Annotated in this window: 30 protein-coding genes and 1 pseudogene; 12 read left to right on the top strand and 19 right to left on the bottom strand. The window is 70.8% G+C overall.

What is annotated here, in order from left to right; translation table 11 throughout:
* Positions 1–53: 53 nt before the first annotated feature.
* The 3 genes from AB0I42_RS26915 to AB0I42_RS26905 are packed head-to-tail and all read right to left on the bottom strand — an operon-like array spanning position 54 to position 1527.
* Positions 54–377, bottom strand: a complete 324-nt coding sequence (locus AB0I42_RS26915) for a hypothetical protein (RefSeq protein WP_357541329.1) — start codon at positions 375–377, stop codon at positions 54–56.
* Between the two features lie 27 nt (positions 378–404).
* Positions 405–803: a hypothetical protein gene (locus AB0I42_RS26910; protein WP_357541327.1), complete on the bottom strand. Its 399-nt coding sequence runs from the start codon at positions 801–803 to the stop codon at positions 405–407.
* Between the two features lie 46 nt (positions 804–849).
* A complete protein-coding gene (locus AB0I42_RS26905; protein ID WP_357541325.1) occupies positions 850–1527 on the bottom strand; it encodes a hypothetical protein in 678 nt (225 codons plus the stop codon).
* A 290-nt stretch (positions 1528–1817) separates the two neighbouring features.
* Between AB0I42_RS26905 and AB0I42_RS26900 the strand changes: the two genes are divergently transcribed.
* Both AB0I42_RS26900 and AB0I42_RS26895 read left to right on the top strand, forming a co-directional pair.
* A complete protein-coding gene (locus tag AB0I42_RS26900; protein WP_357541323.1) occupies positions 1818–2285 on the top strand; it encodes a hypothetical protein in 468 nt (155 codons plus the stop codon).
* A gap of 43 nt (positions 2286–2328) precedes the next feature.
* On the top strand, positions 2329–2733 hold the full coding sequence (locus AB0I42_RS26895; protein WP_357541321.1) for a DUF4326 domain-containing protein: 405 nt from the start codon (positions 2329–2331) through the stop codon (positions 2731–2733).
* Between the two features lie 129 nt (positions 2734–2862).
* On the opposite strand, the gene AB0I42_RS26890 is transcribed toward AB0I42_RS26895, so the two are convergent.
* The 5 genes from AB0I42_RS26890 to AB0I42_RS26870 all read right to left on the bottom strand — a co-directional run bounded on the left by AB0I42_RS26890 (position 2863) and on the right by AB0I42_RS26870 (position 6891).
* Positions 2863–4446, bottom strand: a complete 1584-nt coding sequence (locus AB0I42_RS26890) for a 3'-5' exonuclease (protein ID WP_357541319.1) — start codon at positions 4444–4446, stop codon at positions 2863–2865.
* A complete protein-coding gene (locus AB0I42_RS26885; RefSeq protein WP_357541317.1) occupies positions 4443–4685 on the bottom strand; it encodes a hypothetical protein in 243 nt (80 codons plus the stop codon). The genes AB0I42_RS26890 and AB0I42_RS26885 overlap by 4 nt, the downstream gene beginning before the upstream one ends.
* 84 nt (positions 4686–4769) lie before the next feature.
* On the bottom strand, positions 4770–5408 hold the full coding sequence (locus AB0I42_RS26880; RefSeq protein ID WP_357541315.1) for a hypothetical protein: 639 nt from the start codon (positions 5406–5408) through the stop codon (positions 4770–4772).
* Between the two features lie 149 nt (positions 5409–5557).
* Positions 5558–5827 (bottom strand): hypothetical protein, encoded by a 270-nt coding sequence (locus AB0I42_RS26875; RefSeq protein WP_357541313.1) that lies wholly within the window; start codon positions 5825–5827, stop codon positions 5558–5560.
* Between the two features lie 116 nt (positions 5828–5943).
* Positions 5944–6891 carry a hypothetical protein gene (locus AB0I42_RS26870; RefSeq protein WP_357541311.1) on the bottom strand — a complete coding sequence of 316 codons (948 nt, stop codon included), beginning with the start codon at positions 6889–6891 and terminating at the stop codon, positions 5944–5946.
* A gap of 281 nt (positions 6892–7172) precedes the next feature.
* Here AB0I42_RS26870 and AB0I42_RS26865 point away from each other — a divergent pair, with 281 nt between their 5' ends.
* Positions 7173–8078 (top strand): hypothetical protein, encoded by a 906-nt coding sequence (locus tag AB0I42_RS26865; protein ID WP_357541309.1) that lies wholly within the window; start codon positions 7173–7175, stop codon positions 8076–8078.
* A 168-nt stretch (positions 8079–8246) separates the two neighbouring features.
* On the opposite strand, the gene AB0I42_RS26860 is transcribed toward AB0I42_RS26865, so the two are convergent.
* The 7 genes from AB0I42_RS26860 to AB0I42_RS26830 all read right to left on the bottom strand — a co-directional run bounded on the left by AB0I42_RS26860 (position 8247) and on the right by AB0I42_RS26830 (position 11711).
* Positions 8247–8813, bottom strand: a complete 567-nt coding sequence (locus AB0I42_RS26860; protein ID WP_357541307.1) for a hypothetical protein — start codon at positions 8811–8813, stop codon at positions 8247–8249.
* Positions 8810–8971, bottom strand: a complete 162-nt coding sequence (locus AB0I42_RS26855) for a hypothetical protein (RefSeq protein ID WP_357541305.1) — start codon at positions 8969–8971, stop codon at positions 8810–8812. The genes AB0I42_RS26860 and AB0I42_RS26855 overlap by 4 nt, the downstream gene beginning before the upstream one ends.
* Before the next feature lie 130 nt (positions 8972–9101).
* The gene (locus AB0I42_RS26850; protein WP_357541303.1) at positions 9102–9422 is read right to left on the bottom strand and encodes a hypothetical protein; all 321 of its coding nucleotides are present in this window, start codon (positions 9420–9422) and stop codon (positions 9102–9104) included.
* Positions 9423–9433: 11 nt separating this feature from the next.
* The gene (gene cas7c, locus AB0I42_RS26845) at positions 9434–10297 is read right to left on the bottom strand and encodes a type I-C CRISPR-associated protein Cas7/Csd2 (protein ID WP_357541301.1); all 864 of its coding nucleotides are present in this window, start codon (positions 10295–10297) and stop codon (positions 9434–9436) included.
* Entirely contained in the window at positions 10297–10884 is a 588-nt protein-coding gene (locus AB0I42_RS26840; RefSeq protein WP_357541299.1) for a hypothetical protein, read from the bottom strand. Before AB0I42_RS26840 ends, cas7c begins: the two co-directional genes overlap by 1 nt.
* A 219-nt stretch (positions 10885–11103) precedes the next feature.
* The gene (locus AB0I42_RS26835; RefSeq protein ID WP_357541297.1) at positions 11104–11439 is read right to left on the bottom strand and encodes a ribbon-helix-helix protein, CopG family; all 336 of its coding nucleotides are present in this window, start codon (positions 11437–11439) and stop codon (positions 11104–11106) included.
* Positions 11436–11711 (bottom strand): hypothetical protein, encoded by a 276-nt coding sequence (locus AB0I42_RS26830; RefSeq protein ID WP_357541295.1) that lies wholly within the window; start codon positions 11709–11711, stop codon positions 11436–11438. The genes AB0I42_RS26835 and AB0I42_RS26830 overlap by 4 nt, the downstream gene beginning before the upstream one ends.
* A 116-nt stretch (positions 11712–11827) precedes the next feature.
* Here AB0I42_RS26830 and AB0I42_RS26825 point away from each other — a divergent pair, with 116 nt between their 5' ends.
* From AB0I42_RS26825 to AB0I42_RS26800, 6 genes are all read left to right on the top strand, one after another.
* Complete coding sequence (locus tag AB0I42_RS26825) at positions 11828–12442, top strand: hypothetical protein (protein WP_357541293.1); 615 nt, start codon at positions 11828–11830, stop codon at positions 12440–12442.
* On the top strand, positions 12435–12872 hold the full coding sequence (locus AB0I42_RS26820) for a hypothetical protein (protein ID WP_357541291.1): 438 nt from the start codon (positions 12435–12437) through the stop codon (positions 12870–12872). Before AB0I42_RS26825 ends, AB0I42_RS26820 begins: the two co-directional genes overlap by 8 nt.
* Positions 12873–12885: 13 nt before the next feature.
* A complete protein-coding gene (locus AB0I42_RS26815) occupies positions 12886–13293 on the top strand; it encodes a hypothetical protein (RefSeq protein ID WP_357541289.1) in 408 nt (135 codons plus the stop codon).
* A gap of 7 nt (positions 13294–13300) precedes the next feature.
* Complete coding sequence (locus tag AB0I42_RS26810; RefSeq protein WP_357541288.1) at positions 13301–13468, top strand: hypothetical protein; 168 nt, start codon at positions 13301–13303, stop codon at positions 13466–13468.
* A gap of 1203 nt (positions 13469–14671) precedes the next feature.
* Positions 14672–16144 (top strand): hypothetical protein, encoded by a 1473-nt coding sequence (locus tag AB0I42_RS26805; protein ID WP_357541286.1) that lies wholly within the window; start codon positions 14672–14674, stop codon positions 16142–16144.
* Entirely contained in the window at positions 16141–16797 is a 657-nt protein-coding gene (locus AB0I42_RS26800) for a hypothetical protein (protein WP_357541284.1), read from the top strand. The genes AB0I42_RS26805 and AB0I42_RS26800 overlap by 4 nt, the downstream gene beginning before the upstream one ends.
* A 56-nt stretch (positions 16798–16853) precedes the next feature.
* On the opposite strand, the gene AB0I42_RS26795 is transcribed toward AB0I42_RS26800, so the two are convergent.
* The 3 genes from AB0I42_RS26795 to AB0I42_RS26785 form a co-directional block, all read right to left on the bottom strand.
* On the bottom strand, positions 16854–19139 hold the full coding sequence (locus AB0I42_RS26795) for a Helicase associated domain protein (protein ID WP_357541282.1): 2286 nt from the start codon (positions 19137–19139) through the stop codon (positions 16854–16856).
* 109 nt (positions 19140–19248) lie between these two features.
* A complete protein-coding gene (locus tag AB0I42_RS26790; RefSeq protein ID WP_357541280.1) occupies positions 19249–19659 on the bottom strand; it encodes a transcriptional regulator in 411 nt (136 codons plus the stop codon).
* Between the two features lie 74 nt (positions 19660–19733).
* Entirely contained in the window at positions 19734–20060 is a 327-nt protein-coding gene (locus tag AB0I42_RS26785) for a hypothetical protein (RefSeq protein WP_357541278.1), read from the bottom strand.
* Positions 20061–20206: 146 nt separating this feature from the next.
* Between AB0I42_RS26785 and AB0I42_RS26780 the strand changes: the two genes are divergently transcribed.
* On the top strand, positions 20207–20605 hold the full coding sequence (locus AB0I42_RS26780) for a hypothetical protein (RefSeq protein WP_357541276.1): 399 nt from the start codon (positions 20207–20209) through the stop codon (positions 20603–20605).
* Positions 20606–20643: 38 nt separating this feature from the next.
* Here AB0I42_RS26780 and AB0I42_RS26775 read toward each other — a convergent pair whose 3' ends face one another.
* A complete protein-coding gene (locus AB0I42_RS26775; RefSeq protein WP_357541274.1) occupies positions 20644–20844 on the bottom strand; it encodes a hypothetical protein in 201 nt (66 codons plus the stop codon).
* Positions 20845–21094: 250 nt separating this feature from the next.
* Here AB0I42_RS26775 and AB0I42_RS26770 point away from each other — a divergent pair, with 250 nt between their 5' ends.
* Together AB0I42_RS26770 and AB0I42_RS26765 are read left to right on the top strand one after the other, a co-directional pair.
* Positions 21095–22033: a ParA family protein gene (locus AB0I42_RS26770; protein ID WP_357541272.1), complete on the top strand. Its 939-nt coding sequence runs from the start codon at positions 21095–21097 to the stop codon at positions 22031–22033.
* A pseudogene (locus AB0I42_RS26765) lies at positions 22033–22579 on the top strand (hypothetical protein); the annotation flags it as partial. The gene AB0I42_RS26770 and the pseudogene AB0I42_RS26765, both read left to right, overlap by 1 nt.

Here is a 22579-nt window from a genome sequence, read left to right as displayed (position 1 = left end):
CCAAGGTGCGGGGCCGTGGCTGGTCGGTGGCCGATTCCGTGGAAACGCCCCGGTCACTGCACGGGCGGAGCCTGCGGGTCGTCGGTGGCGGATCGGAGATAGGTAGCGACGGCGGGGCACTCGTCGACGATGACCGTGTTGCCCTCGCGGAGGGCCTTCTGCCGGGGGTCGTCGTAGACCTCGGCCTGCCGAAGCTCGATGCCGGCCAAGAGCAGGCTGACGATGTTGCTCTTGCCGGCCCGTACGGGCCCGGGCGCCTCGTCGGAGACGATCGGGACGAACTCCGTCGGCAGGCAGTACAGAATCTCGGATCCCTCAGCGTCGATGACGATCGGGATTCCGTCCGGCGTGGTCTCGGGGGTTCCGGGGTCGCCCATGATGGCTCCTCTCGATATCAGTGCAGGCTACTGCGGGCGGGTGGGCCGGTCGTAGTGTCCGGCAACCCAGACCTCGTCCTCGTACTGCCAGGACCACCGCAGGTTCCGGGCAGAGAGCCAGTCGCCGAGGCCCTGGATCAGGCGTTCGTGGACGGCCCGGTCGGTGGCCGGGGCGAGGGCGGCGGTGCCGAAGCCGACCAGGACGTAGCCGGTGGGGGCGTCGTCCTCGGCGTCGGCCGGGTACCAGCCCCCTCCGGCCGCGTAGTGCACGCTGGTCAGCGGGGCCTGCCTGGTGGTGGTTTGCAGCATGTGCACATTGCCGAAGGTCGACCGGCGCCAGGTCGTGGCGCCGGCAACAGCGCGAGCGGCGGCGAACACCTCGTTGGGGTCGGCCAGGTCTTGCACGACGATCTGCGAGGTAATCACGCTCCCATCGCCACCTCGGGATTGGTGACGGTCGGTCGGTCGTCGGTCACTGTTCTCCTTCCATCACGATCGCGGTACGCCAGCCCCAACTCCCGCGCGGGAAGTGGGGCTGCCAGTCGGTGGTGCGGCGCAGGCCGGCGGCGGCGAGGGCCGCGTCGGCCTGGTCGAGGGGTGGCTCGGGGGCCGGGGTCAGGGTGGCGAGGTGGTCGTCGAACCCGAGCCCGAGCGACCAGGCCGCGTCAGGAGTGCGGGACGAGCGCCAGATGTGTGCCAAGGTCGTGACCTGCTCCGGCCGGTCGACGCTGGTGTACGCCGCCGGGCCGAGGCAGGGGAAGCACCGGTCGCAGTCGGGCAGGTCGTCGATCCGTCGCCGCCACGGCGGGGCAACCCTCCGCTCGGCATACCACAGGTCCAGCTCGACCTGGTCCATGGCGGCGGCCTGGCCGCAGGCGGTGACACCATGCCAGCCAGCCGGCCCGAGAAGCACGTCAGTGCCGGTCGTGACACGCGTGCCCGGCCGGTGCCGGTGGTCGACGGCGGCGGTGGTGCAGGTGATGCCGCCGGCCGGCCCGGCCACCTCGTCCGGGCTGAAGACCAGCGCGGTGCCGCTGTCGGACAGCCGCACCGTGGCCGGCAGCACGCCACCGTTCAGGGCGGCCCTGATCGTGGCGAGGTCCGAGTCGGACCAGCGGACGGGGCTGGTGGTGGCGCGGTCGTCGGTCATCGCTCTCCTTCCCGCGAGAGGCGTTTTGTCGGCTTGGTCCATGCAGGACTCCGATCCGAGACGTAGCAGGGAGATGGGCACGAGCAGGTATGCCGGCCACAGCTCCCGCAGGAGGCCAGGAAGGGGGCCTGTCACCGCGAGGCCGGTGCACCTACGACGACTCTACGAACTTCCGAGAAGAGTTGCAACCATCAAAGGATGCTCCAAAACTTCATCTGTGCACTAATACGGTGATCAGTGTTAGCCTTCATCTGCGCTACTGATGGCCCGATGATCTGGATGGAGACCGCGTGTTCGCTGTGCACGTCAACAAGACCTGGCCGCTCGTCGAGCAGAAACGCATGACCCCGGCCGACGCCGTACTCGGCCGCTGGCCGATCAGCGACGAGAAGATCGGCGAGTTCGGCGACGTCGTGCTGGGCGTATTCGAGAACGTCGTCGTGGCGGCGTACGACATCACCGGCCACAGCCGTGACGCCGAGAACAAGGTGATCTTCACCGGGACGCCGTCGACGACCTGGGCGCACCTGATCGGCCAGCCCACCCCGGCCGCGCCGTGGGGCAGGCGGGGTGACGCCTGGCCCGTCCGTACGGTGGCCACCTCGGTCGTCGCCGGCGGCGATGTGCCCGTGGAGGACACCCCCGCCGGCCGGCGGGCCGTCGTGGACGGGGTGGTGCTCACCGTCGACGACGACCGGCACGTCACCGTGATCCTGCCGGCCGGCCGGGCCATCACCGTCCAGTACGCCACCACCTGACTGGGAGGAACCCATGTATCAGCCGGTGAGGCGGGGGCGCCGCGTGCGGGTGCTAGGCGACCTCTACCACGGGCGTGTCCCCGACGGAGCGGTCTACGTCGGCCGGGGTGCCCCCGGGCTGCGGGCCAGCCGGTACGCCAACCGGCACCGGGTCGGTCTCTGTCGCGTGTGCCAGGTCGACCACGATCGGGCCGGGGCGGTGCTGGCGTACGGCCAGGAGCTGGACCGGCAGCCGGACGCCGTGGCGGCCGCGCGTCGCGAGCTGGCCGGCGCGGACCTGGCGTGCTGGTGCCGGCCCGGCACCGGCCCCTGCCACGTCGACGTGCTGCTGCTGGTTGTGGCGGGCGATGATCCCCTGACCGCCACGAGGAAGGTGTTGGGTGGGTCGGCGTATGTTCAGCAGTCCCTGCCGATCGTGGGTGCCGGCACGGGCGGTCAGGGCGGCTGACCAGCCACGCGCTGTTGTGCAACAAACCGGGGCGCCCGTTCGGGTGCCCCGGTTCGGCAGCTCTGATACCCCAAGTGGGGCGGGCGACCTGCGACTCCCTGCTCGGCCAGCGTACGCAGGCCGGCGGATTCAGCGCCAGGTCGACGCAGACCGGTGGGCCGGGGCTGTCATCGAGAGCAGGACCTGGCGGGCGGCCTGGGCGTCGCCCAGGGCGCGGTGGCCGGCGCCGAGGCGCTGCCACCGCGAGGTGCGCTCCCAGTCGGAGCGGGCGAGCATGACGCAGCCCCACCGGTCGGGTTCGGCGAGGTGGCCGGGGCGTCGGCCGGCGGCGGCGGTGTCGGCCAGCACGACGCCCTGGTCGTAGTCGGCGTTGTAGGCCAGGATCTGCCGGTTCTTGGTGACCCGCTTGAGCCGGGGCAGCACCTTGTCCCAGGTCGGTGCTCCGGCGAGGTCCGAGTCGGACAGTCCGTGGACGGCGGCCGCGCCGGGCTGGATCGGCTGGTCGGGGCCGGGGTGCACGAGGGTATTGAGCAGGGTCTTGCCGGTGTGGGCGTCGACGGCGGCGATCTCGATGATCGCGCCGTGCAGGTCGGCGGTCTCGGTGTCGACGATGACTGCGGCGCCGGGTTCGAGCATCGCGCGGGCCCAGTTGACGGCGGCACCGGCGGCGGTGGCCACCACAAGGTCACTGCGGTACTGGGCGGCGACCGGGTCGGCGTCGATCGCCTCGATGATCTGCTCGCGGGTCGGGCCGCCGGGGATGGTTTCCCAGTCCAGCTCCCAGTGCCAGCCGGTCCAGTACAGCCAGGTCTCGACCCGGAAGCGGGCGCCGATGTCGGCGGCGATCCGGCGCAGGACCTGCGCCCGGGACGGGGGTTTGCGGACGTACTCGCGCAGCGGTGACGGCCTGCCGGGCGGTGTCTCGCGGACCGCGTGCCAGTCGACGCCGGGTACCTCGCGCACCGCGTCGACGTCGCCCTGCCGGTAGAACGGGACGGTGACGGTGCTGCGGCGGCCGACCGGCACCTCAAGGTAGGTGGCGGCGGCTAGCCACCCGGCCGCGACCGCGTAGTCGAAGTCGGTGCGGCGTACATCCAGGTGCTCGGCGGCCTGGTTCGGCCCGAGTAGCCGGCCGGCGACGAACTCGTCGTCGGCGGCGAGCCGGTCGAGGTCGGCGACCGCGTACCGGCCGAGCGGGCCCGCCGTCACGCCGGCGGCGGCCGCGTCGGCGACCCACCGCTCGTGACGCCAGGCAAGCCTCGCGGCGGCGTCCCACTCGGACACGCTGGCGGCCAGCCACTCCTGCCGGTCGGCGACGATGCGGGCGACCCGCGGGTCGTCGACGAGGGCGTCGACGTCGCCGAGCCGGTAGAGGGTGTACCCCTTGTACTCGCCGGCGGCCGCCAGCAGCCCGGCGTCAACGGCGGTGGTGATGTCGACGTCCCGGACCTTCAGCCCGGTGCGGTCGGCGAGGTGTCGGGCGCACCGGGCGGCGCCGAGGGCCTGCTCGGCGTCGAGTTCGGCACGCAGCTCGGCTACCCGTTTGGCGATCGCCGCCGCGGTGGCCTCGGACCAGCGACCGTCTTCCAGATCCGGATCCGGGACCAGGCCGTGCTCGTGGGCCCGTTCCATCTCGCCGCGGTACAGGCCGAGCCGGTCGGCGAGTTGGTGCGGCCCGTAGCCGACTACTTCTTCGGTCGTCTCGGTGGTCACCGGCGCCGCCGCAGGCCGCGATCGTCCCGTACAGCGACGGCCCGGCCCACGGTCGACGGCACCCGCACCGGGCCGGCCGATGCCGGCTGCCAGTCCGGCATCCGCGCCATCGCGTAGACGTGCACGAACCCGCCACGGTCCTTGGTGGTCGACCGCTGCACCTCGACCCCGGCTGCCGCGAGCCTTTCCAGCAGCGCGTCGGCCTCGGCCGGGTCACCCTCCACTCTGATCTGCAACATACCGACCACAGTAGATCCCACCGGAGCGGCGGTCAAGCATTCTTGCAGCATAAAACCGCAGGTCAGAGCGCATCTAATAGGCGGTTAGGTTTCAACCTTATTGACTTCGAGGGAGGCTCTGATCGCCTCGCGCAGCACCATGCCGGTCGTCACGACCTGCGCGGCCAGCCGGTCGCGTTCCGACAGGTCGGAGTGACTGGGGCCGGCGCCGATCCATCGGGCGTCCGGGTCGTGCAGCCGGCCGCGCCAGTGGTCGCCGTGCAGGTCGTACCAGGCTTGGAGCTTGTCCACGGCCGGCTTCGAGACCCAGTAGCAGGCCCGGACCAGTAGTTCGGCGACGTCGTCGGGGAGGTGCAGCGCGACCCGGGCGTCGAAGCCCTGGTCGTGGGTTCCCCACGGCCGGCCGGCCGGCTGCCGCGGCACGGGCCTCCACCGACGCACAGTCCAGCCCTTGGTCTGCAGCACTGACCGCAACGCAGGCAGCACGAACGCGGTCCTGGTGCCCACCAACACCCCGGCGGCCCGCAGCCGGTAGAACTCGGCATTCAACTCGCCGAGCAGCACCCGCCGTTTCGCGGCCGACAGGTCCTCGTCGAGCACCCGCAGGCGCACCTGTTCACGTCGCTCCTCCAACCAGCTCCGCTCGGCAGCGCGGGCTGCGGCCACACCGACACCCAGCTCCCTCGCCATCGGCTTCGGACAGCGCACGTTGACCACTCTCATGCCCGGATCTTAGCCAGTAGGCCGGCTATCGCTCGCACATAAGGTTTCAAACTTTCCGCGATTGGGAGCTGGGCGGCCGGGGTGGGTAACGCCGCGGCCTGAACACGAAGCGGCGGCCCGTACCCGGATCTCGGGTACGGGCCGCCGCGTCAGATGACAACCCGGGGGTCGAAGACCATCGTCTTCCACTTGCCGGTGCTGAAGTTGTAGTGCCTGATGGCGATGTTCAGGATGATCCGAACCTGGCTACCGGGGTGGTCCACCGCGACCCGCTTCGCGTACTGCCGGGCCTCTTCGAGGTCCTTGGTGGTCTCCCAGGCCAAGCCGTGGATCTGGTTCCACTCGTTCCGGCCCGGGTGCTGAATATCGACGTGATACGAGCGCTTCGACGACGACATGACAGTGTCGCCAAGGGCCATGCTGGCCTCCCTGTTCAGTTTTCAATGTCCGCTGAGGACTTCCCCAACACCCAGAACACTACCCTAGGGTCAAAGTCGAATCAAGACCCTAGGGTAGCAATGCTGAGTGATGGCGGTCAGTCGGCTTCCGGGTCGCGGTGCGCAGCCCGCATCGCCTCGATCAGCTCGGACAGCGTCGCGGCCGCGTCATCGGCGACGGCGACGGCGACGGGGCGCCAGTCTCCCGGCCGGGTCAGGGTGACCTTTCCGGGCTCGGGCTGATCCACCAACAGCAGGGTCAGCTCTTGCTGCCCCTGCTCGTCGACGGCCATGACGGTCGGCAGAGCGCTGTCACTCATGCAGCGCCGGATGGCGTCTTCGGCACGCTCCTCCCCCAGCGCGGTGGTGATCTTGTGTCCGCGTGGCACCAGGTCGCGCAGGATCTGCCCGCCGAACGGGTCGTCGATCAGCGCGTCCACCCGCTCTTTGGCATGCTCCAGCCGGGCACGGTCGGGGGTCATCTCGCGCAGCCTGGCCCTGTGCTCGGATGCGAGCTTGCTGACCGCCGCGACGCCGGTGTTGAGCTGTTCCGCGATCTCCGGTCGACTCAGGCCCTGTCCCCTCGCCGCGTGGACCGCCTCCGCGCGTACCAGGCCGGCCATCTGCCGCATGCCCGCGTCGACCAGCAGGGTGGCGACCCGGGCCCGCCGGATCGGGTCTCCGATCGCCTTCAGCGCGGCCTCCAGGTCCTCGACCGTGGCCGGCAGGTCACCGAACATCTCCCGCTCGACCACCTCGTACCGTGCCTCGACGGCCTGCCACGCCTGGGCGAAGAGGTCGTCCATCTCGTCACCGGCCGGCAGTGTCGCGTCGACTGGGTGCACGAACTCTGCGGTGTCCGGCTGCCAGGTCACCCCCTCTGGCAGTAGGGCGTCGAGTTCGGCACGCAGCACGGTGAACAGCCGGTCGGCGAGCACGTTCCGCTCGTGCCCGGTCAGGGTGCTGTCGCCAGCGACGTACTCGAGGATGCCGTCGCGCTGGGTGGCGTCGCCGTACTTGCCGCCGTAGGACGTGCTGGTGGTCACCGGGGGAACTCCTCTCAGGTCGGAGCCCACGCCGCAGGGTGGTCGACACCGGAGGCTGGGCTGGTGGGTGATGGCTGCGAATCCGGCACCATCCCCAATCGAAACGCTACCCTAGGGTCAAAGTGACTACAAGACCCTAGGGTGCAAGGTGTGATGTAGGTCGGCCAGCCGAGGGACACGTCGGCGTCCGACAGCGAAGGCCCGGGACGCTAGCCCCTCACGCGGTTACCGTGCACTGCACAAGGGCTCGGCACATCGAGCCGGACCTGTTTGGACACCAAGTGGATCTGCAAGAGGAACTCCCGGCCTTCTTGGCCTGGATCGACGACCAGCCGACGCGGCCCCGCGAGGCCGTCGACGTCAGCGCGTACCAGGCAGACGAGGAACACGCGTTCGAGCTGGTCAGGATATGCGCGGCCCGGGACTGGGTGAGAAGTTTCTCGTCGAGTGACGGACCGGCCGCGAGGCTCACGGCCACCGGCCGGGCGTTGGCGGAGCAGCACCGCCGCAAGGTCAAGGATCCGGCCCGGCGGGCGAAGACGACGCGGACCGTGCTGTTGCGGTGGATGTACCAGCAGCACGTCAACGGGGTGGACTGGCCGGACACGATGGACGTACTGCACAGCGCCGAGGCGGTCTACCTCGGCGACCGGCTGACCGAGCACGACATCGACCAGGCGGCCCTGTACCTGTGCGAGCAGAAGCTCATCGAGGGCATCATGACCGGCCAGACGGCGGGCCCGGTGCGGGTGAAGCTGACCAGCGACGGCCGGGACTGCGTCGAACAGTACGAAGGAGATGTGGTGGCGGGCCAGCAGGGCCAGCGGCGCGGGCACACCGTCAACAACTTCGAGTCAATCGTCCAAAACAACGGCGCGATGGCGATCGCCAGCCCCGGGGCCACCCTGAACACCACTACCACGGGCATCGACCCAGCCGGCGTGGCCAACCTCGTGCAGACCCTGCTCGCCGCCCTCGACAGGCTGCCGCTGGCCGACGAGACCAGGACCGGCGCCCGCACCCAGCTCGAAGCGGTGCACCACGAGGTCCAGCAGGCGCAGCCGGATACCGGCCGCGTCACCGCCGGGATCGGCCGTGCCGTGGACTACCTCATGGCGGCCGGGCAGCCGGTCGTCACCGCCTTGCTCCTGCACATCGCGGCGGGCTACGGGCTGCCGCCGGCATAGCGCCACTGGAGATGCCGACGCCCCGGCCGATCACACGGAATCGGGCGGGGCGTCGACGGTGGTGAGGGTCCGCTCCCCGCCGGACGATGCAGCCATCGTCGAGTCTGGGCGCCGGCCGGGGCCGGCTGCGTCGAACTCCGCTGCGCGCAGCGGCCGAAGGAGGCGACGTCACGCCTTCCAGGTGACGGTGACCGGCTTGTGCTGGGCGAGCGCCCAGATGGGACCGGCGTTGCCGACGTCGAGGACGAAGCCATCGGCGTCGGCGCTTTCAAGGCCGGCCTTGTTGAGGGCGGTCAGGATATTGCTGGCCTCGTTCATGCGTCCGATGCGGGCTGAGTCGACGCCTGGCCGCGGGCGGTTGCCGGTGTACGGGTCGATGTCGTCGTCGCCCTCGTCGGGCGCGTCCCCGGTGAGTGCGAGCGTGACCCTGGCGGGGTGCGCTTTGCTGCCGGCGTCGATCTTGTAATCGTTGCGACTGATGCCGGCCGTGGCGGTCGCGGCGTGGATGGTACGAACAAGGTCGGCGACGAGGGTTTCCCGCAAGGCCATGTCGGAGACTCCGGCTTGTTGGGCGGTGGCGCGGATGTCGCCGCCGTTGGTGGCGGCGAGTTCGCGGAGGATGGCGGCGCGAACCGCGCGAAGCTGCTGTCCTTCGCGTCGGTTCTCGTCGAGAAGATCGAGCACCGCCGCGTGGGCGGCGGCGGGGTTTGCGGGGAGGTCAGCGCGGGTGGTCATTTGGCGGACTGCGCTTCGCGGATTCGCGTCTCCCAGCCGTCTAGGTCTTGGGCGACCTGGGAGACGGTGGCGTCGGTGAGGCCGGCGGCCCAGGCTTGTTCGGTGAGTTGGCGGGCGTGCTGCTGCTCGCGTTTGGTGAGTTGGTTGAACTTGGGCATTGGTGACTCCTTGGGTTGCACCTGCAATACGTCAAGGGTAACCCTTGATATCCCCGCCATCAAGGGTTACCCTTGATGGCGGCCGGCCCCGCACCCTGGTCAGGGTGCGGGGCCGTTCTGGGGGGTGCTGCTATCGGGCCTGGCTGAGTTGCGCAACCCGCTGGTGGGTACCGAGGCCGGTGGTGGTGGCGACTCGGTTGCGTGCCTCAATGACGGTAATCGGTTCGCCGGCGTTGGTGGCGGCGTCGCGTTGCTGCTTGACCATCTTGGCGACCAGCTCTCCGCGACGTGCCCGGATGTAGGAGACGAGGGCCTGGACCAGGACCTGCTCACGGGTCAACGCCGTGTACAGGACGAGGTCGTCGGTCTCGTCGAGCAGGTCGCCGCAAAGCATCTGGAAGAGGCCGGCGACGTCGTCGGGTTCGGCACCGTAGCCGAGGGTGTCGCTCATGGTGTGTCCCTTCAGTTCCAGGCGTGGGCAAGAACGGTGAGGTCCACGCCGTCCGGTAGGCGGGTGTCGTCGACCGTGCACTGGTAGTCGGTGTGCCGGCGGGCGGGCGGGCCGTCGGGCTGCCGGCCGGGGATGGAGACCAGGGCGTCGAGGGTCTTCCACGGCGCGACGCCGTACCGGTCACGGTGGGAGAAGACGTACAGGCCGCACAGCGCCATCACGCCTCGGGTCGCGGTCCGGTCCAGCTCGAAGATCAGTTGCATGGTTCGCCACAGCGCGGCCAGGTCGTCGGTGGTGACGCCGGTCTTCGTCGCCCGGGACGGGGAGTAGAACAGGTTGCCGCGGTACAGGCCGTACGGGATGGTCCACTTCTGGCCCAGCTCGGTCCGCTCCCCCTTGTCGATGTCGGCCTGGCGGCTCTGGGTGACGCGGGTGATGGCGTGGTCGACCGGCATGACGGGGTCAATGCTGCGCGAGAACGTCACCTGGACGGGGCCGCGGATCTGCGCCGCCGGCTTGCCCGGCCCCTGGGTGAGCACCGCCCCGAACATCCGGGCGTCGTAGTACATCGCGGCGACCTGGGCGGCCGGGTCCGTGGCCGCGCCGGCTCGCGCGATCGCCTGCGCGAAGCGGGTGTTCAACGCGATCCCAGCCTCCACGAAGATCGAGTAGCCGGGCTCGTCGGGGTAGAGAACGGGGATCGTGTCGCGGATCTTGCGCTTGATGGCGACGTCGGTGACCAGGCCGTGGCCGGTCTCGTCGTCGGTGCGGGGGGCGTTGTTGCCGTCCGGATCGCCGTTGGGGTTTCCGTCGGTGACGTCGAACAGGAAGACGACGTCGTGCCGGCGGTCCGGGTCGAGGTGGGGGTCGGTCATCAGTAGACGTACTCCGTGTTGTCGTCGTTGATCTTCTTGAGTGCGAAGCGGCCGAGCAGCGGCTCGCCGTCGCTGCCGGTGCCGACCGGCGTCGGCCGGCCCATGGCCACGTACATCTGCCGCTCCCGGAACGCGCCGAACAGGAAGCTGACGAAGTCGATGCCGCGCATGTCGAGCACGACCGCGCCGTCGGGCATGATCCAGGCCGGGTAGACGGACAGGCCGGCTTCGAGCCGGTCGTCCCGGCGGTTGACCGATCGGTAGCCGCTGCGCGCGAACCCGTACCGCACGAATACGCGACGGCCGTCCCGCTCGCACTCGGACCGCCGGCGTTCGTTCGCCTGCCGGGCCCGCTCGGCGGCGGCCTGCTCCTCCGCCTGCTTCCGGGCGATCTCCCGCTGCCGGGCGGCCCACTCCGGGTCGACCTGCATGCGGATCTCGCGGGCGATGTCGGGGCCGGCCCAACTCTCCTGACCGTCGAGGCGGATCAGGTAGAGAGGCTGGCCGGCGTAGCTGGTCTTCTGATCGATCAGTTCCCAGCGACGCCCGGCCGCTGTCTGCCCTGTGACCTGCACCGTCAACGTCATAGCCAACACAGTATTCAATCTCTAGCCCGAAATTCAAGGGGGGGCTTGAATTTGAATTGTGGACGCTTTTCGCGGGCTGCCGCTGCCGGGGAACGGTGCCCGGTTGGGCACGCCGACCGGCGGGTCCCACCTCGGGACTTACGCCGACGCCCCGCCGATCACACGGAATCGGCGGGGCGTCCGGAGCGGGCCGCTTGGGCGGCAGGGCTCCGCGTGGGGTCAGGCGGCAGGCCGGTCGGCCTGGTGACGGTCAGACTGGATGGCGTGCGCGACCGCGCGGCGGATCGCGGCCACGGACACCGTGGCGTCCTGCGCCAGTTCGGTGAGGCCGAGTTCGATGAACTCGCGAATCAGGGCGGACTGCGTCACGCCGGCGGCCTGGGCCGCCTGCTCGACCCGCCGGTCCAACTCCGGCGGCATGCGCAAAGCCCGCACCACCATCGGTTCGGTGTCCGGGGTCGGTGGCAGCTCGACCTGGGCGGTGTCGTCGTACTCGACCTGTCCGGCGGCGAACGCTGCCGCCGCCCGTACCACTTCGTTGTTTCCGTCGCTCATGCGCCGGCCTCCTCCCATGTCTCGAACCGCTTGAGCTCCTCGGCGGTCATCTCCCGGGCCCCGATGATCTGCTGGTCGAAGTCGTCGACCTTGCGGACCGCGACAACCAGCGGTCGACCGGTCCGAGTGCGGCCCATCACCGCCACGAACCACAGGCCGCCGCTGGTGGCGGCCAGCGGCAGCCGCCGTGGCGCCCCGAGGACCTGCGCCACCTCGTACGGCTCGACCCCGGACAACGCGGCCAGCGCCTCGGGCAGCCAGTCGTAACCCATGCCCCCATCGTAGAACGTTCGTATAACGAACAGGGCCCAGCGGCGACCTACCGCAGGTTGACGGCAATCGTCAACCTGCGGTAGGTTGACGGCAATCGTCAACCGGAGGTGTGGAAGTGGATCTGACCGAACTGCGGCTGCCGAAGGGCATCTACGCGCGAGTGCTTGGCGGCCGGGACGTCCGCGGCGTGTACGTCGCCCGTGTTGTGGTGTGGGCGGACCGGCCGTACGACCGGTGCCCAAGCTGTGGCCAGGCAGTGCAGATGAACAGCGACTGCCCGGTCGGACTGAACCTGGGCGAGGCGGGCGGGCAACTACAGGAGCACGACAAGCAGCACGGCTGCGGAGAGTGGCTGACCGTCGACTGGGACGAGGTCACCGGCACCAGCAAGCCGGACTCGGACGACGAGATCGTGCCGGGGATCGGTCCGGCTGACGTGGTCGCGGCCGCCGAACAGCTCGCCGAGGTGACGCGGGGCAAGCGCGCGGACGGGCGGGCCCGGCTCGAACAGCGGCTGCGCGACGACCTCGCGGCCGCCCTCGACCGGCTGGCCGAACCGCTCGCCGCCGGGGAGACCGACCAGGACCGGGCCGACGAGGCCCGGACCGGCAGCGAGGTGGAGCCCGGGGTCTACCGCGAGGGTGACCTGTGGCTGGCCTGGGACTACGCACCGGGCACCGACGACGTCGTCACCGTCACCGCAGACGACCTGGTGGCGGGTCGTGGCTGACCACGCCACCACGCTGGCCGAGCAGATCCGTACCGAGGTAGGGCGCGTCGTCGCCGCCCTCGACGGGCTGCTCGGCCCGGCCGCCCCGCCCACCGCGGCGAAGCTGCCCGCGTGCGCGGCGGCGTGGGCGGCGCAGCTCGACACCGACGGCTACTACGCCGAACGGGTCGCCAGGCACCTGGTCGACGTGCTGTGGCCGACCGTCGACCCGCCCACCGAGTGGTGGCGCACCCCGCTCGGGCGGGCCGTCGCCCGCACGATCGGCCACCCCCGCGCCGAGGTCGTCTCGTATGCCGTCGCTGGCGCGATGACCGGCGTGAGCAAGCAGTACATCGGCAAGCTCGTCGCAGCCGGGCGCCTGTCTCCCGGCCCGGCCGGCGGCGTCACCACCGCATCCGTTCACGCCCTCGCCAAGACCGCCAGCGAGTAGGGAGGAACTACACATGTCCACCACCGACGCCTGGACCCAGCTCGCGGCCACACTGGCGGACATCGCGGCCAGCGACCCGTCCCGGCACGGCCATACCGGCCCGGACACCCCCGAGATCACCGCCGCATACGCCCGACGCAACGCGCTGATCTGGGCCTCGCTCAGACTGGCGCACCAGGCCGGGATCCCGGCCGGCGTCGGCTACGACCCGACCGATCCCCGACCGGTCGTGGTCTACATCGAGCTGCCCGACGTCGGTCAGGTGTCCTGGCACCTGCCGGCCCACCCCACCGCCTGGGACGGTCACACGACTGCGGTCAAGTACGGTCGCGTCGACGCGTTCGTCGCCGCGGCGGTGGCCGACGGCGCCCGCGACGACCTGGTCGAACGACGAGATCGCCCCGGGTATCGGGTCGGCTGACGTGGTCGTGGCCGCCGAACAGGTCGCCGAGGTGACGCGAGCCAAGCACGCGGCACCGGACACCCCGAAGATCGCCTACACCGGCTGCAGCGCGCTGATCTGGACGGCGCATCAGGACGGCGCGGCCCTGGCGGTGAGGACCTGGCTGCGCCGGGCAAGGTGGTCGAGACCTTGAACTGGCGGCGTTCGTTGACCGTCACCGGTGACGGCTTCTCGCCACCGCGGCGTTGACGGTTGGTGGATTCCCCAGGTCGAACTCGACGGACCGGTGCAAAGTCCTGCGCCGAACGGTGGTCTGTCGCGCGTTAGCTGGCAGGGCCGGAATGCGGTGTGCCAAACTGGTGCCGGGAATTCGGACACCTACGCCATGCTCACATGGCGTATCATGCGTGTCCCCCAGTGAAGGAGAACGCCCCGCCCACGCCTGCCAGCTTGCAGGCGGGACGCCTCCCGTGGTGGCTCCGCTTAGGCGGGGCCACTTCCATTTGCAGCGAGTACCACCTGGACGATCACGATGGCGATCCGGATGACGAGGTAGGTCACCTCGCCGACCTGTCGCCACCGGCCGGTGGTCCTGTGCCGGGCACGCCGACACCCCTTGGGGCACTGCCGTTCGACGGACAACCCTTTCTCCCTGCGCTCCGGGGGCTACCTCAGCCCCCTTCCTCGTGATGGACATCGAGAGGCTGGGAGCCTGGCCCGGGCGGCAGGGCCGGCGGGGTCTTCCGTCGGGAAGCAACTCTACTGGCTCTGGCCCCGGGGTGGACCACGCACAGAGCGAGTCGCCACACGCGGGCCTGGCCGGGCCGGAAGCTACGTACAAGTAGGACCGTCACCGCGGGCCGGGTAGGACAGTTGTACGGCTACGGGATCCGACTTTCCGGACGGCCCCGACTTCGGGCGAGCGGCATTTTGGAGCCGTTGTACACGCCCACCCCGTTGCGGACCGGACCTCGTCAGCCATCGATGCGGTTCGGGCGGCGACCAGGGTCGTACCGGCAGCGACAGTTTACCGGGCCGACGTCAACAGATTCTCCCGAGTCGATATCACGCTCCGCAATATCGAACGGAACGCGAACCATCCTCATGCGCGGCGGACGTGCACCAGATCCCCGCGCGCGTGGGGGCGTTCGTGCTGGACAAACCCGGTGTGTGACGAACGTCACTGGACTCAGGCGTGGCACCTGGGGACGGAAACGAAACCTCGCAGGCGTCACCATCAGTGACTACGGTCCGTGGTTCTTATTTGTGCCCCTTCCTGCACCGGCTCCACAGACCTCCGCCAGTCCGGTCGGCGAGGTCGTCGCGGGGTATGTCCATGTCGGACACCTCTGGCACAGTGACGATCAGCGATCGGCATGTCACGGAGGGGTGTGGAGTGGGTAGTAGACCTGGGGAGTCGCGCCGGCTGGGACTCGGCGCGGTCGCGGAATTGCTGGGCGAGCCGCGGCTGACCGCGTGGTGGTGGCACCGGTACCGGGGGTTGACGCCGACCGGGATCGAGGACGGCACGCCGTGGTGGTCGCCGGACGACGTCTACGCGTGGGCGCTGGCGCACAAGGGCGGGCAGCTCGTCGACCGGGTGCCGGTGACGGCCTGGACGCCGAACCGGCACCACTTCCGGGCGGTGTACGGCAGGGCGGTGGCCGACGACGGCCTGGTGGTGATGCGCTGGCACACCAGCCGTGGCCGGGTCAGTGTGCTGTGGCCGCTGGACGACGTCGACGGGCCGCCGGTCGGGCCGCCGTCGCCGTTGCCCGGGGACGCGGCGACGATCGCGGTCACCGGCCTGTGGATGGACGGTCCGGAGCTGACCGGGGTCCTGCCGGGGATTCCCGGGCGCACGTACCCGGTGTCGTGGAAGACGCTGTCCCGGGTGCTCGACCAGCCGCTGCCGTGGTGGCCGGTGCAGATGCGCCAACACCGGCTGCTGTCGGCGTGGCGGCCCGGCGACGCACCGGTGACGACGCTGGCCACCGCCGATCTGGACACCGAGGCGCTGCTGGCAATGGCGGCCACCTATGAGCAGGCCGCCCCGACCGCCCGGACGCTGGTCCACCTGGCCCGGGTGGCGTACCGGCAGGCCGCCGACAGCGCCGCCCACGACCTGGAGCTGCTCGACGACACCGACCTCGGTGACGACGAGGTCGTGGTCGCGGCCCGGCCGCTGCCGGTCCCTGACGCCGGCGACGTCGACGAGACGGTGCGCCGGGCCGGCTGGCTGGAACTGCTCGACCGCGACGACCAGCTCGCCGCCCGCTGCGTCCGCGCCGCGCGGCGCTGGAACTCGGGCAAGGACCTGCCATACAGCCGGGTCGCAGAGTTCGCGGCCAGCAGCCGGTGGGCGATGGAGTGGGGCGCCCGGCTGGAGCCCGGCAAACGCACCGCCGCAGTTGAGGTACTGGACCCCGACGGCCTTGCCGCCGTCCTGGTCGACCCGCAGACCGGGGTGCCCGCCGTACGAACCACCGACGGGATGATCCGCGCCGCCGTGCCGCAACGCCTGCCGGCCACCACCCCGCTGCACCAGCTCGTGCTCGACGGACCGATCTGGATCCGAACCGCCGACGGCACCCTGTGGCCGGCGCCGCAGGACCCCTACTACGGCACCAGTTGGGGCTACAGCGGCTCCGGGCCCGCCAGCCTGTCCCGGCTGGTCGACCGGCTGCTCGACGACATCAACGCCGCAGCCCCGGCCAGCCTCCAGGGCGCCCCGAAAGGACTGCTGACGCTGCTACAGCGCAAATGGCCGGCCGGCACCGTCCTGACCCGGCAGCAACTGGAGGCCGCCAGGCTGGGCAAGCCGGTGGCCGTCGACGACCCCCGCGACGAGGACGAGGACGACCGGTGACCACAACGAAAGACCACGCCGAACAGGTCGACGAGCCGATCGTCGACACCGACGACGGCGACTGGCGCACCATGCTCGACAAGTGGGGCCGCCACCAGTGGCACCGCTTCCACCGCCACCGCGCCGACGAAGACGAGTGGCCACCGCCGTGGGGCGCCCCGATGCTGACCGCCGCGGCGATCCTGCTCGCGCTGCTGCTGCTGGCCCTGGTCGTCATCCCGATCGGCGGCTGGGTGCTCGAGTTCGCCCGCTCGGGCGTCGCCGGCGGCGCCGGCTGGCTGCGCGACTGGGCCGGTGTGACTGTCGTGCTCGACCCGGTTCGGGAGTGGACTGGCCAGCATGCCGGCGGGCTGCCCGTCGGCGGCGACACCCTGTGGTGGACCTGGGCCGCGACCGGCGTCGTCTTCTTCCTGCTGGCCTGTACCCGGGCGGTCGGCGCCCGGATCGGCTGGACCCTGTTCGGGGCGGCGACCGTGGCGATGGTCTACGACGCCACCACCGGCACCGGCCGCCCGGCCGCGGCCGCGATCGCCGCCCTGTGGTGGGTGGCGTTCAGCCTGCCCGCCTTCCGTCGCTCGTCGCAGACGCCGGTCCTCACCGCCCGGCTGCCCGACCTGTACCTGCTCGACCAGCGTCTTCGACGGCGAACGTAGACGCCGATTCCGTGGAAACGGCGCCGCCACCGACCTGGTGGCGGCGCCGTTTTCGGTCAACCGGCCGGCGGCTGGAACCTCACCTGTGGCGCCGGCCCGCGCTGCGCGGGCACGGGTGGCGCGGGCACGGGCGGCCCCGACCAGCGCATCCCGAGCCGGTCGAGGGCCTGCCGGCGGTCGGGCGACAGGGTGGCGGCCCGACGGCGAAGGTTGTTGATCCAGACGCCGAGCCGGATCCCGTCGCCGGTCACGTGCTTCTGCGGCACCTCCAAGTGCCCGTACTCGGCGTGCCATACGGTGGCGGCGCGTAGGTGCTCGCGCCAGGTCTGCTCGTGCGGTGACAGCATCTGCCAGTTCATGCCGATCGCGTCGAGCAGGTCGCGCTGCTCGGCGGTCAGGTCGTCGCGGGCCTGGCGTTGGGTGTGCAGCCACTCCCCGAGCCGGTGCCCGGAGGAGGTGACGTGGGTCCGCTTGACGTCCAGGTGCCCGTTCGCGGCGCGGAAGGCGCGGGCCTCGGCGAGACCGCGGTGCCAGGCCAGCCCGAACGGCAGGTGCCAGAGCGGGTCGAGGGCGGCCAGCCGGGTCCGCCGCTCGGCGGGCACCTCATCGAGGCGGCTGCGCTGGTTACGCAGCCATACCCCGAGTCGGATCCCGCTGGCGACCTCGCCGACGGGTACGGCGAGGTGACCGTGCTCGGCCGCCCAGGCCGCCGCTGCGGCGAATCCTTGCTCCCACTGGCTTCGGCGGGGCGACCAGACGATCCCGAGCGTTTCCAGGGCCTCGGCCCGTGCTGGGGGCAGGCTGCCGCGGTTGTTGAGCCACCGCTGCCAGTCCACCCAGGATCCCAGTCGGAACCCGCCCGGGGCGACGTAGTCCTGGGGCGGGTTGAGACTGCCGTGGACGACGTGCCATCGGCGGGCGGCGGCGTACCCGGTGCGCCACTCGACGCTGCGGGCGCCGACGGTGCGGACGGTGATGGCCAGGGCGAGGTCGTCCGGCTCGTCGACGCCGAGCAGCCGCAGCCAGGACAGGTCCGCCGACCGGGGGCCGTCTCCGTCGGGGATGGAACGGGGGCGAGTGCGTAGCAGCCAGTCGTTCAGCCGATCGTCGTGGGCGCGCAGCGCCCGCAGCGTGCGCCACAGCGGCTGGTACGCCGACGCGTCCAGGATCGCCTCGGCCTGCTCGTCGGGGCCGACGAAGACCGGCACGACGATCGTGGCGACCTTGTCGGTGCGGCCGCCGGTCCGCAGCGCCCGGCCGACCGCCTGCACGGTGTCGATCACCGAGCCGAACGGATCGGCGAACACCACGCCGTCGGTGGCCGGGGCGTCGATCCCCTCCCGCAGCACCCGGGCGTTGGCGAGCACAGCGAGCTGGTCGTCGCCGGCGGCGAAATCGGCCAGCAGTTCGCGCCGTAGCCGGGCGGTCTGCTCGCCGGCGATCCATCTCGCCCACAGCCGGCCGGGTCCACGCTCGTCGACCGCGTCCCACGCGGTGGTCAGGGTTTCGGCGAACGCCCGCGCCGACGCGACCCGGGTGTGATAGGTGATGACCCGCCGCAGGTCGTAGGCGGCGGCGGCCCGCAGCGTCGCCACCTGTACCGCCAGCAGCGCCGGATCAGCCTCCGCCCCCGGCCGCAGCAGCCGGTGCACCTCGGCGTCGGTGACCACCGGGACCACGACCCGGTAGTCGGCCAGCAGCCCGGCCGCGATCGCCTCGCCGAACCCGAGCCGGTGCACGACCGGGCCGAAGGTCTCCGGGTCGTTCATCGAGACCAGGTCCGCGTCGTCGTCGCCGAGATAGACCCGCGGCGTTGCGGTCAGATACAGCCGGCGGGCGGCCTGGATCTGCCCGTCGTGGTGGACCTGCGCCCACGGCTTGCCGATCGTGCCGGCCGTCCGGTGCGCCTCGTCGACGACGACCACGTCCCACCGGCGCAGGTCGTGATCGGCGTGCGCGGCCGCGACCACCGGCAGCGACGCGTAGGTGCACAGCACCGTCACCGGTTCGTCGGCACGCAGCACCGCCGCCAGCGACGCCGGCGACGTCGTCACCGCCACCGTGTGCCGGTCGCCGACCGCTTCCGCAGCCGAGCAGACCGCGACCAGGTGCCGGCCGGGCCCGTGCTCGTCCCGGTAGACGGCCAGGGTCTGCGCCAGCAGGTCCAAGGTCGGCACCACCACCAGGATCCGGCCCCGGCCGGCCAGCCGGCCGGCGGCCGTCGCCCCGACCAGGGTCTTGCCGGTGCCGCACGCGGCGACCACCGTCGCCCGGCCACCGGCGGCGAGCACGTCCGACGCGGCCGCCACCGCCAGCCGCTGATGCCGCCACAGCCGGGTCATCCGTGTACCACCTCGACGTCGGAGATCGAGTGCAGCGGCCGGGCCACCGCCGGCCGGTGCCATCCGGCCGGCCGCAGTCCCCCGGGGGCAAGTCCGATAGCGGTGTTGGTCACCGGTCGTCCTTGGGCGCGTAGACGATCGACAGATTGGGCACCTCCTGGGCCACCCGAGCAATGACGGCCCGGTGCCAGGAGGCTGGCCGGTCGACCTCGGGATGGGCGGCGCGCAAGTCCTCATCGGTCCGGTAGGTGACCACCGCGACGTCTCGCGCATCCCTCAGTTTCTCGACGAGTACCCCGACGAACTCGCCGGCCTCCTGCTCCAGACGCTCAAGCGCCAAGCGGGCGGTATCAGGAATCAGGTAGGTCCCGGTCTCCCAGTGGCGCAACGTCCGGGGAGTGACGCCGAGAAACCCGGCAAGCCAATCGCCGGTGACACCGAGGTACTCGCGGACGACCTTGAACTCGGCGTCAGTCATCCGCTCGTCCTCGGGCATGTCCGGCGGGTCGGTGTGGATCACAGTCACGATGCTTGGTCTCCTGATGGAACGGCTGCGGCCCCCGGGATCCCGGGGGCCGCAGGTGACGGGCAGGGTCAGGCGTCAGGGTCGTGCTTGGCGACGATGGCCCAGAAGTCGATGGAGTCGATGATCGCCTTGATGTCCAGTTCGCCGTGCTCGTTGTGCGGGTAGCCGGCGAACTGCTGGTCGGCGGCGTGCGCGGGGCCGTAGAACTCGTCGCCGTTCAGGGTGACACCGGGCGGAAGTGCCTCGTTGATGGCCTGGTGGTAGTCGGCGGCGATGGCCGCGATGTCGAAGTCCCCGCCGTGGTCGCCAAGCGCCTCGGTGATGCCGTGCTCGAAGCCGGCGGAGAACCGGTCGACGACGGTGGTCCAGTTGCCATAGGTGGTGGTGGTCGCCACGACCGACTCCCTCCAGACGGGTCTTGGGGGGCTCCCCTGACCTTCACCCAAAGCCTAGCTTCCTAAATTAGGAAGCACAAGGCAGATGGTGGAGCGGCACGGGGCCGGGCTGGGCAGACGTTCGACCAATACCTACTGTCGGACAGGTGAGTGGCGCGTACGACCCTGCTACGGCCGCCGCCAGCGTGCGGGAGCTGGCCGCGCTGAGCGACGTCGACCTGGCGGACGGCGTCCGCGCGGCCGCCGCGGCGGTGGTCGAGCTGGCCGCCGCCTGGCGGCGCACCGGCCAGCCGCTGGGCGACTACGAGGGCGACGCGCTCAAGACGGTCGACGACGTTGCCGCCGTACTGAACCGGCTGCCAGCCGACAGCACCCTGAACATGGTCGTCGACGCCGTCACGCCGATCCTGCACCGGTGGTGGCCACGCTGGCCGTTCGACGCCTACGCCCTGGCCGAGGCCGTCGAACGGCTACGCATGGCGGCGCTCCACCAGCCGACACTGGCCCGCAACGCCCGCCGGCTGGTCGAGGCCGGTCTGGTGTAGCTCGCCAACCGCAGCAGCCTGGCGGACTAGCGGGCCGGCTACGCCTGCCGTAGCTGGTCCGGATCCAGGCGTCGCTCCACCAGCCACTCCCCCAGCTCCGCGACCGTCCTCGGACGGCTCAACGGCGACGACGACACCTCATGCCCGTCCAGCCGAAACACCCGGACCGTGCCCGAGCGCCACATCTCGATCCGCCACGCCTGCCCCCACCAATCCGGCGGCGAGACGAACACGAGCACCCCTCGACGCTACGACCGGATTGACACCGTGATCAGCCAAAACGGCGTGAAGGGCAGGTGCTGCCGCGCCGCTTCCGGTCCTCGGCGCCGAGGCGCCTGCGGTCCGGGTCAGCTTGCCCCCGGACTCTCTCGGTCAGGGTGAACGATTCGCAACCATCTCGGCGGGCCGTGTTGCCAGCGATTCCGCCAGCGGAAATGCTGTCCGCGACGCTAGCGGTACCTGAACCTGGGGGGTCATGTGACAACGACTGTGTACGACGTGCTGCGCGAGCTTGGCGTGGACAACTTTGAGCTGCGCTGGGATCCTCGCACCGAGACGATCGTCCTGATCGTCTTCTCCGAGAAGGGCGGGGTCGGCAAGACCGCGCTGGTGGTTGCTCTGGCCACCGTCATGGCCGAGAACGGCAAGACCGTCCTGGTCATCGACCTCGACCCTCGGGCGACCGCCACGAACGAACTCGGGATCGACACCCCGGAGTGGTCGGTGAACGACCTGCTCTACATCGACCCAGACGACCCCGCACCGGTCTCCCCACGCGGGTTGGCTGCCCAGGCGATCCTGCCCAGTGGTGAGGACTGGCCGGACAACATCCACGTGCTCGCCGCAGAGCGGGCGCTGGGCCATCGCGAATCGGACCAGACCCCGGGGATGGAGAACCGCCTCGCGCTGGCGCTGGAGGGGGTCGCCGAGAAGTACCACCTGGTGCTCATCGACGTTCCGCCACGGCCTGGAGGAAAGCTCGTCGCCGCAGCCGTGCAGGCTGCCACACACGCGCTGCTGCCCGGCACGCTAGAAGAGGACGGCTACATCGGCGTCCGCGACGCGGTCGTGTCGATCCGGCGATCCCGACTCACCAACGGGCGGCCCCTGGTCCCGATCGTGGGCGTGCTGCGCAACATCGTCGACAGGCGCAAGACGGGCATCACCGACCTATACGACGAAAAGTTCGGCCAAGAATGGCCTGCGAACAGCACTGCACGGTGCGACGACTGCCAGAAGACCCCCACCGACCCCGTCACCTGCCCGCACGTTCCCCGCCTGATCGACGGGGCAGCCGTACCGAAGTACGTGGTGCGGCAGGAGTCGCGGGCGGCCAGGGTCCCGTTCACCGGGGCCGGGACGCCCGAGGCAGCGAGGCTACAGCAAGCCTGCGTCAAGATCCTGAACCACATCTCGGAGGTGGCGTGATGAGCAAGCTGCTCAGCCAGGCCCGGAGCAAGACCCTGCGGCGAGCGGGCGACGCCGAACGCGACCCGGCCGACACGGTCACCCCAACAGCCGACACGACCGCTGGCGAACTCGCCAGCCAGTCAGCCAGCACGACCGCCGGCACACAGGCCACCACCACCACCAGCAACACCACCAGCGAACCCGCCAGCAATCCCGCAAGCCAAAAAGCCAGCCAACCCGCCGGCACTACCGCCCGCACAGACGATGGCGGCGACGACATCCAAAACGCCATCCAGGCCGCACGCCAACCAGCCAGCGGACTAAACAGCGGACCAGCAAGCACGCGGGACAGCCTCAGCGCCATCGAAGACGCTGGCCTTGTCGCCATCCCACCCGCACGCGAACCCGAGAGCGGAACAGCCGACACGACCGCTGGCGAACTCGCCAGCCAGTCAGCCAGCACGACCACCGGCACACAGGCCACCACCACCACCAGCAACACCACCAGCGAACCCGCCAGCAATCCCGCAAGCCAAAAAGCCAGCCAACCCGCCGGCACTACCG

The organism is Polymorphospora sp. NPDC050346, assembly GCF_040655695.1.
GTDB classification, from domain to species: Bacteria; Actinomycetota; Actinomycetes; order Mycobacteriales; family Micromonosporaceae; genus Polymorphospora; species Polymorphospora lycopeni.
Note: the sequence above shows the minus strand (reverse complement) of the source record. Positions and strands in the feature narration are given on the sequence as shown.